The sequence below is a fragment of the Pedobacter steynii genome (assembly GCF_900103665.1).
Lineage (GTDB): Bacteria > Bacteroidota > Bacteroidia > Sphingobacteriales > Sphingobacteriaceae > Pedobacter > Pedobacter steynii.
On the sequence record NZ_FNGY01000013.1, the window covers coordinates 167,859 to 178,932 of the forward strand.

Sequence of the window (11,074 nt, forward strand, 5' to 3'; positions counted from 1 at the left end):
TTTCATTTCCCATAGGTGGTGTTCTTCAATAATTGTGTTTTGCAATATGAAGGACAATAAGAATGGAGCCAGAGCATAAAGATAAAACCCTGATTAGAAAATACCTCAATCAAAATTGCAGCCCTGAAGAGATGAAGGAAGTAAAGAGATTGATGTTGGTTCCAGGTACACAACAAATTTTTGATGAGCTGCTGTCAGAAAACTGGACAGGGCTGGAGGCAGAGGAAAATACAGATCAGCCACACCTGCAGGAAAAGCTGCAACAGTTTTATCGAAACCTGGAAGGGGAAGAGGCGCGGCGTTCTCATCAAAAGGGAGAAGAAGAAAGTACAGTGCGCGTTATAAAACAGAGGACCTATTTGCGCTATGCTGCTGTAATGGCGGTCATCTTCCTTGGCCTGGGTACTTATGGAATTCTACAATATAAAAAAACTCCGGTAGCGGAGCAGATCGCCATGCGTGAGGTTCTAAATCCCCGCGGCCAACGCTCAAGGATTGTATTGCCAGACAGCTCTGCCGTTTATCTGGGAGCGGGAAGCAGAATCACTTTTCCTGAACAGTTTGAAGCAAACTCCCGTGAGATCGCACTGGAAGGTGAAGCTTTTTTTGAAGTGACAAAAGATCCAAAGAAACCTTTTATTGTCCATACCGGAAAAGTGCAGACCAGAGTACTCGGAACTTCCTTTAAAATTGATGCTTTCAAAAACCGTCCGCTAACCATAGCAGTGGCCACGGGAAAAGTAAGAGTGGATGAATATCTAAACGAGACGAGTAAATCATTGGCCATTCTGACTCCCGGACAAAAAGTAACCTACGATCAGGGGATGATTAAAACTGCAAATACAGAAATCGATGAAATCAATGGATGGAAAGCTGCCCGTCTGGTGTTTCACAATGAATCCCTCAAAGAGATCGCAACAGAACTGGAACGCTGGTACAATGTGGAAATCAGTTTTGATAACAAAGGAAAAGCAAAGGAAAAAATTTCAGTTGTATTGCAGGCCGATGTTCCGCTCAATAAAATCATGAAGATACTGGCAGCAACAGGCCATTTTAAATATCACATCACCTCTCGGAATGTCTCCATTAATTAATACTACAAATCAGGAAAGGAAAGCTATGTAAGGTTGTCTACAAACAAACATTCCCCGCCTGGAAGGGCAGGGAACGAATTTAATGCCCATAAACCGTATGATTTCGACGTCCTAACGGTTTAAAGCAACCCGTAACTGTAAACAGCTACGGAATTTTAACAGATCATCGCCTCGCAGCGAATAAACCAGTAATGTTCAAAAATATGCAAAAAGGATTAAAACTATATCCTTCAATTCGATTTATTATGAAATGCTCTTTTATCCTCATTGCGGCCCAGCTTACTTTTATAAGTGTCCTGATGGCCAGTAATGTAAAGAGTCAGGATCTTGATCATAAAATAAGCCTGCGGTTAGAAAATGTGACCATCGCACAGGGATTGTCTGCAATCGGGAAGGTAGGAAACATCCGGTTTTCTCTGAGAGAGCAATCTATGCAAAGGGAAAAGAAGAATGTTACGCTTGTTGCTGCACAGATCAGCGTCAGAGAAGCCATCAATAAGCTACTTGCCAATACCGGTTTACAATATAAACTGGTGGAAGGTTATGTCGTAATTGATAGCAAACCTGTTCCTATCGTCATTACCGGAACGGTCAGCGATGTGAAAACCAAAGAAACCCTCATTGGCGTAAGCGTAAAACTGAAAGGGACGAATACTGCTGCATCTACAGATGTGAACGGTAAATTCAAAATCTCGGTTCCCGAAGGCGGCGGAATTTTGGTGGTTTCTTATATGGGATACCAAAGCAGGGAAATTAAAGTGGATGCGGCGACAAAAGAGTTGAACATCAATCTTATTGCTTCCTCTACTCAGCTTAGTGAGGTGACCGTTCAGGCCAGACGTAAAACAAATACTGAAGTTGCCGTACTGGACGAACGTAAAAAGTCGGCCGTTGTACAGGATGCGATTTCAGCAGTTCAGATTGAGCGTACCGGAAGTATTACCACCACTCAGGCCTTACAAAGAGTTTCAGGGGTGACCATCACGGATGATAAATACGTGGCCATCCGTGGTTTAGGAGATAGAAGTGTGATCGGACAATTGAATGGTGTCCGTCTGGCTTCCTCTGATCCGGACCGCAGTTCTATTCCTTTAGACCTGGTTCCGGCTTCGCTTTTAGACAACATCACGATTTATAAAACCGTAACCCCGGATAAGCCTGCAGATGCGGCTGCCGGAATTGTAGAACTAAAAACGAAATCTGTACCAGACAGTATGGTCTTTGATGTAATCATTCAATCGGGTTTCAATTCCAATATCGGAATCGGCGGACAACACAATAGCTTTTTCAATAGCGATATGGGGTTCCTGGGTGATAAAATCAATAAGAAAAACTTATCCGCTGATTTCTTAAACCTTGCCACACAATACAAAGGCGGACTTCCGCAAATCCAGAGCATGATCGCCAACAGCGGATACAGTCCGGAGATGAAGCAGGAGGTCAAAAGAATCAATGGAATCATGCAGGGTTTTGATCCGGTAATGACTACGCGTTACAAACAAAGTCCCCTGAACCAGTTGTATTCGGCCACTTTCGGAAACAGCTATACCTTGTTTAAAAAACATAAACTGGGTGTCATTGCCGGAGGAAACTACTACCGCCGTACTACAGATATTTCAGGTGGAGATATCCAGCAATATAGCATTTATCAGGGGGTGGTAACGGGTAACCCACAAGTGAGCAGCCCAAGGAATATTCCCAACTATATTACCCCAAACAGCTTATTTATGGGTAAATATCAGACCTATAAAGAGAATACAGGAACAGAAACCCTGAATTATGGAACCTTATTGGGTTTAACTTACCGCTTTAGCCCGCAGCATGAAATCAGCATGCAATACCTGGGCAGCTGGGGTGGTGAAACGCAGGCAACCAATATGTATGGTGGCTATGAATATAGCGGATTGCCTGGTGATGTCCACAGTACGATCTATTCACTGAAGCAATCTTACCGTAAGCTCAATACGTTTAACCTTCAGGGAGAACATAAGTTCCTGGCCGGAGAATATTCGCCAAGGTTAAGTTATAATGTCGCTTCTTCAAGAGCAGGTCAGAATGACCCGGATTACCGTTTCATTACCCTTGCAGACTATATGCCAAAAGGGGATGCTTATTACAGCAGGCCAACAACAGGTCTTAATAACGGAAGCATTGACCCGGTAAACTCAGCTCATTTATATGCGTTGTCATCTGGTTATGTAAATGGATTTGGTGCGTATGGCATTATCCAGGCGGAACCCAACGGCAGACGTTACAGAAACCTGGATGAGAAGAATTACAATTATAAAGCAGACATCAACATCCCTTTTAAACTCTTTGGAGAAAAACAGGAATTTAAAACCGGGGTCAATTATCTGAACCGCGACCGTGATTTTACTGAAAATGTGTTGTTTCTTCCGGGCTCTAACTTCTCTTCCCTTGGCGCATTGCCATTATACAGAGTAGAAGGAAATCTGGACCGTCTGGTAAGTCCGGAGATTATCGGAATCCGTCCGATGGCCCCGGGGGCAGGAGAAGGAGCAGCTCCGGTAGGTGGGTTTTTATACAATAGTCAGAAGTCACCGAACAATTATACCGGTTTCTTTGAAACCAAGGCTGCTTATGCTATGGTCGATCTGAAAGTGACAAAAGAGCTGAGGTTAACCGGGGGTGTCCGTTTTGAATCTACCAATATCCAGTCGGCAGTAGATACGGCGGGAGTGTTTTTAGATCCTGCATTAACTGCTCCTGGAGCAGGAGGAACAAGGATCCCATTGTCTTTAACGAGCCCTAACTCTGTTTATAAAACAGGATATAAGCCTTACTATTCCTTAAACGCGACTTACAACTTTAAAGATAAGATGAATTTCAGGGCGGGATACAATACGACATTGGCGAGACCTGAACTTAGAGAGATCACTAACGTATTTGAGTTTGATGCCTTCCAGATGGGCTTGGTGGTAGGAAATCCAAACCTGATCAACCAATACACCCAAAACCTGGATTTCCGTTGGGAATATTTTCCGAACAACGGGGAGGTGGTTGCAGTATCTCTATTCGGAAAACGGATTCAAAACCAATTGTATAAAGTATTCAGTTTGCAAACAAGTGGCCTGGCAGCAACCTATCCGGAATATCCAACCATCAGGTTTGAAAACGATCCTAACATTGGTAAAGTATGGGGATTAGAGCTGGAAATTGTAAAAGACCTGGGCAGAATCTGGGACCCGCTACAGAATTTCTTTATCGGTACTAACCTGCTGCTTGCCCAAAGTCAGATTAAAAAATCACCGGAGCGCCTGGAAGCAAACCGTTCTTTGGACAGACATACACCAAGCAACAGTCCGCTGTTTGAACAGTCTCCTTATTCCCTTAACGGATGGCTGAACTATAACAACAAACGCGCTGGAACAAGTCTTACCGGAACATTCAATATGGTAGGGGAGCGTCTGGTACAAATCAACCTGACTGGTGAGCCTGACTTGTATACCCGTCCGGTTCCGGTCCTTGATTTTGTATTCAGTCAGCGCATTTTTAAGAACGTGATTTTTAAAGGTTACATGAAAAACCTGCTGAACCCATCTGTCAAAACAGTATATGCCAATCCTGGAACTGGCGGTACCTGGTATGGAAACGAATACCTGAACCGTGGTTATAAGCGTGGCAGCGAATTTATGATGGGATTCACTTATAATTTGTTTTAATGATGAAAGAACTAAAAAAATATATGCTGTTTTTCCTGATGCTGGCTATTGTAGCCTGTAAAAAGGACAAGACAGATTTTCAATCTGACAATCGTAAAGTAACGGATGCCCGCAAAAATTCAACGGTAAGACTGGTAAACCTAGGAGGTTATAATCAGCTGCAGCTGAATGGGGATAGCCTGACTAATTATGTGGTCAGGGCACCAAATGATCCCAAGGGAGGGCTGTATCCGGGGACACTTTATTTTCCTGATAATGGGAGATTAGGAACAACCTGGTATGTCCCCCAAAATCTTCTGGATAAGGGTGCTGCAAAGGTGTTGGTAGAAACCAAAATTTATAATCCTTTAAAAAATCCGCTGGAACTGGAAATCAGTGAAGATGCCGGGCAGGCCATGGATTATTACCTCTTGCCTACGCCGCTATTTGGGGTAACCGGACAACCTCCCTTTGTCAAAGTCCCAAGATCGGTAGCTTCCCCTGCAAACCCTGCCAATTTTAAGGTCAGGATTTTAAACCTGTCTGCTAAGGTTCTTCCTGATCAGGGAATGGAAGACCTGTTAGGCCCAATGAGTCTGACCTGGGCCGATGGAACAGCAGTAAGCGATAAAACCAATAATATCCTGCCCGGACAATATTCAGAATACGTTGAGCTTCCTTATGGTACTGCTCAATTGAAGGTACTGACGCAAAATGGCATTCAGATTCCTGGTGGCGGACCAGATGTATTGGATGCAACAACCTCAACAATCTTTGGTACCACACTAACCTATGCCCCGGTAAAAACTTATGCACCAGGAGGAGTTTATACCATTGTGGTGGCAGCAAGGGAATTTGATATCCCCTACAGAAGTGGCAATCCCGGAGAAACAGTAAAAGGCTATCAGAACTCGTTCCGTATCATGAATGACATTTCCGAACCTTTGAACCTGACTTATGGAAGAGTTCAGGCGGTAAATGCAGTTCCCGGTGCTTCAGGAATGAAGGTCCTGATCAACGGTAAAATGCTGGATGGCCCTATGAATTATACGGCGCATACCAATTATCAAAGTCTGATTGTTGGTGGCTATACTATCGAAGCGACAGATGCTTCAGGTACTGTTCTGGCAGCCAAAACCTTTCAGCTGGATGCGAATACCAATTTCTCTTTCTGGGTTCATCCCGATGCGAACGGCAAAACAACGATCAGCGCAATTGCCAATGATTTGAGCGGAACATTTGTTGGAGAAGCAGGAGATGATGCCTCATCTTCACGGTTTACACAGGAATTTCCCTTCGGTATCCGTTTCCTGAACCTTTGTCCGGATGTTCCTTACCTCACGCTGACTACAGATAATGCACTGGCATTTTCCAGCGTATACGGGTTTAATACCATTGCAGTAAATAACCTAAGGCCGGGTATTGCACCAACGACCTCACCTTATATCAGACCTTATCAGGATGCAAGAGCGTACCAGATTATGGCTTTCCGTTCCTCACCTTCAGTGGTTCCGGGAACATGGGCAAGTGATATTCCGGTGTTGACGGGCAGGAGCCTGATTGCAAAACCTGAACTGTATGTGAGGGGAGAATTGCCGAATCATGAGCCTGGTTTTTATACGATTGCCTTGGTAGGCAGTACCAAAGCTGCAGCCAGCGAGAAAGCTAAAATGATCATTGTGAAACACAGTAAATAGAAGCGTTATGCCACAATTAAGATTACAAAATATACTGTTCTGCGCTGCGGTTCTGCTGCTTTTTGCCAGCGGATGCAGTAAAGTCGATTATGCGAAAATAGATGACCCTGCTTATTTAAGGGTCTTCAATAACCTGAATTATGTTGTCGGACTGGAGAATAAAGATGAAGAAGTCCCTTTCCTGACGATGTTGATTGATCCGGAAATGGATAAAGATGGAATGCCGGTTAAAGCGGGGATTAAAGGAGATTTTCTGGATCAGCGGGAGCCATATGCACCTCCATTTCCTTCCCATGTAGGCAGCAGCGTTTCTTATAAAAATCCGGAATATCCGGGAAAGGCAAATGTGCTGGTAGGTCCTGTGCTGAATGGTTTTGACCTGAGTAGCTGGGCGCAAATCCCTTCCGGAACACACCGTATTGTATTCATGTTCCGGCCGGTAAATAATGTGCCTTTTTTTAATCTGGAATCCCGGTTGAAGCAAAAGGTGCTCATTGATACCACAATTACGCTGGATTCAAAAGAGGTGTATACCCTGCATGTCCTGCAGAAAAACTTTCTGACCAAGAAGAACGGAGTCTACCTGAGAAAAGAAAATTTTCATAAGCTCTCTTTATCGGATTCACTGGTTTACGTGAATTTCTATAACATGAGTGCTAAAGGCTTTCAGGAATCTGATGACGACGCAAAAGAAGCGAACAGGAAATCAGGTTCATTGAGGTATGGGATCAAGGAGAATATGAATATTTTTCAGTCGCTCTTTACAAGCGAGAAAACGATGTTGAGCCCGGTATATTCCAATACCTATAAGTTCATGGGACAACTGAAGAGAAATTCTGAAGTGCTGGAAGTGAGTAAATACTATAGCTTTCCTTTGTTTGCAGACCCCAAATCAAATGGGATATATACCAATATCTGGCAACGTTTTGACCTCATGGCGATCGGTATGGATCCTGCAAATAATCCTTATGAATCTTACAATATGAAAACCGAAGGGAACTGGGCTCCGATCAACTGTATGTTGGATGGTAAATCACAACTCCAGGGAAACGATAATGGGGCACAGTTGCCAAATATGATTGTAAACATCCATTCAGGGCAATATAACCCGCGGTCCTTTGCTACAGTGAACACGATAGAGATTGTAAACGGTAATGTTTACCTGACTACAGTTCAGCGAAAATATGCTCCACCCATCTATTAACAGTGCAGACCAGATTCTAAAAATATGCTAATGAACACTAGAAAATCAATAACTCAGGCATTGCTCCTGATTCCCGTATTTCTGCTGCTGGTTCTTCCCTCCTGCAAGCACAATGATCTGGAAATTGAAAAAGAAAATGAAAACTTCAGACTGGCGACAGACTTTATAAAAAACAATTACGACATGACTCTTTTTTACGCCGCCATAGAAAAGGTCGGGCTGGCGGATAAACTGAGAGAAAATGGACCCTTTACTTTATTGGTACCCAATGATGCTGCATTCAGGGAACTGGGCATTAACCGCCCCTCAGATTTTAGCAAAATGAACCAGGATAGTCTTAAGGCTCTTGTGCAAAGACACATCCTGACCAGACGTCTTTTGTTTAGTGATATGCCTCACAACGGCGTGGATGTGCGCTATAAAACGATGGCGGGGACAGAAGTATACGCTTCTATGGCAGGTTATGCTCCCGGTAATGAAGCTTTTGCCGCTAATGAGCTTTATTTCAATGGCTCTCCCGTAACGCGTAAAGATGTGACACTGGCAAACGGAACCCTGCATATGCTCAATAAAGTGATGAAGTACACGCCTCAAATGACCATCCAGACCTGGTTGTTGGCCCGTCCTAAATACAGCATTTTTATCGCCGGTTTGAAGAGATTCGGATTATGGGATCAGCTGGCCGCTACAGGATCGTTCACGGTATTCGCACCGGATAACGAAGGTTTGAAGGCAGCAGGTATTACGGAAGCTTCAATCGCTGAAATGGATGCACAGAAATACATGGGAACACGCTTATTTGGAAGTTATATCCTGCCCAGAACCCATTTCTTTCTTTCGGATTTCGAAGTATTCAGAACCAATAATGGTCAGGAATTTCTGGCGAAAAAGATTGATAACGATACCTGGTATTCATTTGTATTTACCACGAAAAACTTTTTCACAAAGGTCATTACAGGCGGTATAAACCTGAGAACGGCACCTGCTTATCCTAATGAAGTTTATGGATCTGCAGGCGCAGAGGTACCGGCGCTATCGGATCACCTGTTCGATAATGGCGTGCTGCATGAAGTGAAAGGGGTGTTGTTGTTACCTGAACAGGCCTTAAAAAAATAATAAAACTAAAGACAAAACAGATGAAACCAATTCATATACTTACTTTTTGCCTGCTGTTTTTTACACTGGCATCCTGTAGAAAACAAGAGTTTATGCCCGAAGTGGAGGGGCAGCCTGTTCCACATCCGGAAATCACCGTTAGCCTGAAAGAGGTCCTGAATGCTTCTCCTTATACCCTGTTTAAGGCCGCCTGGGAGCGTAGTAATATGGACGAAATCATGATGGAAAGAGGCGACAAAGGGTATTATACAATGCTGGTGCCGACAAATGAGGCCTTCATTGCAGATGGACTAACGCTGGAAAAAATAAACAGTACGGAACCGGCTTTATTGGATAGCATCCTGCTTTACCATACGCTTGCAGGAGCTTTCAATCCTGAAGATGTGAAAGATCGGACCGATAATTACCAGGGGAAAAGCCTGTTGGGAAACCCAAATCTAAAGGTGAAACCAGCCGTTACAGGCTCTGCCTTGTTTGAGCCTTATTTTTACCTTCAATACTTGAAATTAACCAACAACGAGCTTTATATAAATGGTAAAAAAGCAGGATCAATTGCCGCCATTCCGGCAAAAAATGGAGTGCTTTGGCCTGTTAACCGTGTTTTACACAAGCCTACTAAGACAATTTTGCAGGTCCTGGAGGAAGATGGCCGTTTCGGAATGTATCTGGAGCTAAACGCCCGTACAGATGCTTTATTCGCAGAACTGACCTATGGTTCTTTTCTTCATGATTTTACATACGGATTGAAGGTGATGGATTTAGGTTATATCAATGTTACTTTTCATTCCGTTTTTGCCATCACTGATGATGCTTTTCGCAAGGCGGGCTACAATAGCGTAGATGAAATGATGGAACTGAATAACCGGAATCCCCTGCCTTATGTGGATTGGGATACCTATTCCGTAAAGGGAGGATTGGTAACAGATACTTTGGTCGGGTATAACAGATGGGGAGCCTACTTTTCTCATGATGAACCCAATGTTGGCCGGGGCACGACCAATGCCACTAATTTTTATTCCAATGATTTAAATAATACGGTGTTATCGGATTATACGGTGGTGACTGCAGGGTATCCAACGCCATTTCCTGAATACAAAATGCCATTGGATTTTAATACCGAAGGTGGTGTGGTCAAGGTTAAGGTAAAAGGATCGGACTATCCGGCAGCGAGTGTCATCGAAGCGGACATCAATACGATCATGGGGCCGGTTCATGTCGTAGACCGGTTGCTTTTGCCAAAGGGCTTCAAATTGTAATTCCCGGATATCCACGAATGATTTAACATGAACGCAATGAATAACTTTAAATATATCCTGATGCCTGTGCTCGCTTTAACTGTAAGCCTGTTCAGTTGCAAAAAGGAGGAAAAAAAATCGTCCGGAAAAGACAGTAATAAAATCAGCGCTGTAGTTGCGGATAATTTTAACCTGTCTGTATTCAATACCGGACTTAACCGGAGTGGTCTAAAAATAAAAATGCAGGAGCAAGGGCCTTTTACGGTCATCGCTCCTTCGGATGATGCTTTTCTGAAAGCCGGATTCGCCAACTCTGTAGCAATTCTCAGTGCTGAACCTTCCAGGATCTCGGCAATTATGAATTACCACGTTCTCAATGGAACTTATGAACTGAACAAGCTGCCCTTTCTTTTTAACCAGGAAATCCGTTCTGCAAATGGAGGAAAACTGTTTGTCACGCGTTGGGTAAAGGAGCAGGATACGGTGCTAACGATTAATGGTTCAAAGGTTTTATCACAAAATATCGGTGCTTCCAATGGACTCATCCAGGTGGTGGATCAAATGCTGGAACCTTATACGCATGAACTGGTAACAGAAGCCATTGCATCGGATAGGAACCTGAGCTTGTTTTATCAGGCCATTCAAAGAGCGGGATTGATCGAAACGCTCAATAGTAAAGGCCCTTTTACGGTGTTCGCGCCTGAAAATGCAGCGATGACGGTTTATGGATTGTCGAGTCTGGAGGCAATTAATACTGCTAATCCGGCAACACTTGCGGCTTTGATGCGCTACCACATCATTACCGACCGTCGCTTTGTACATGATTATATCCTCAGCACAGGAACAACCGCAAAGAGTGATCAGACGATGATAGATGGAAATTCTATTCAGATTCAGCTCATTCCAAACCCGAATGTTCCGGGGGCTTTTACAGGAATTCGATTGAAAGGAACGGGAAATACTGCATTTACCACCTTAGGAAAACAAGACGTACTGACAGGAAATGGCGTGCTTCATACCATTAAAGGGATGTTGAAAATCACCCAGTAATTAAAAAATTAAGATT

The 11,074-nt window shown here is 43.6% G+C and carries 7 protein-coding genes; all 7 read left to right on the plus strand.

The genetic code is table 11. The features are described 5' to 3' along the window. Positions 1–62 precede the first annotated feature (62 nt). The 7 genes from BLQ87_RS28760 to BLQ87_RS28790 all read left to right on the plus strand — a co-directional run bounded on the left by BLQ87_RS28760 (position 63) and on the right by BLQ87_RS28790 (position 11,058). Complete coding sequence (locus BLQ87_RS28760) at positions 63–1,094, plus strand: FecR family protein (RefSeq protein ID WP_074612348.1); 1,032 nt, start codon at positions 63–65, stop codon at positions 1,092–1,094. Between the two features lie 245 nt (positions 1,095–1,339). Then, entirely contained in the window at positions 1,340–4,777 is a 3,438-nt protein-coding gene (locus BLQ87_RS28765; RefSeq protein ID WP_245723949.1) for a TonB-dependent receptor, read from the plus strand. Beyond that, positions 4,777–6,453, plus strand: coding sequence for a DUF4397 domain-containing protein (locus tag BLQ87_RS28770; RefSeq protein ID WP_245723950.1), 1,677 nt, complete (start codon positions 4,777–4,779; stop codon positions 6,451–6,453). Before BLQ87_RS28765 ends, BLQ87_RS28770 begins: the two co-directional genes overlap by 1 nt. Before the next feature lie 7 nt (positions 6,454–6,460). Then, on the plus strand, positions 6,461–7,657 hold the full coding sequence (locus tag BLQ87_RS28775) for a hypothetical protein (protein ID WP_074612350.1): 1,197 nt from the start codon (positions 6,461–6,463) through the stop codon (positions 7,655–7,657). 30 nt (positions 7,658–7,687) lie between these two features. After that, positions 7,688–8,773, plus strand: a complete 1,086-nt coding sequence (locus BLQ87_RS28780) for a fasciclin domain-containing protein (protein WP_074612351.1) — start codon at positions 7,688–7,690, stop codon at positions 8,771–8,773. A 20-nt stretch (positions 8,774–8,793) separates the two neighbouring features. Next, complete coding sequence (locus BLQ87_RS28785; protein WP_083362106.1) at positions 8,794–10,029, plus strand: fasciclin domain-containing protein; 1,236 nt, start codon at positions 8,794–8,796, stop codon at positions 10,027–10,029. Positions 10,030–10,065: 36 nt separating this feature from the next. Then, positions 10,066–11,058: a fasciclin domain-containing protein gene (locus BLQ87_RS28790; protein ID WP_074612410.1), complete on the plus strand. Its 993-nt coding sequence runs from the start codon at positions 10,066–10,068 to the stop codon at positions 11,056–11,058. Positions 11,059–11,074: the final 16 nt, after the last annotated feature.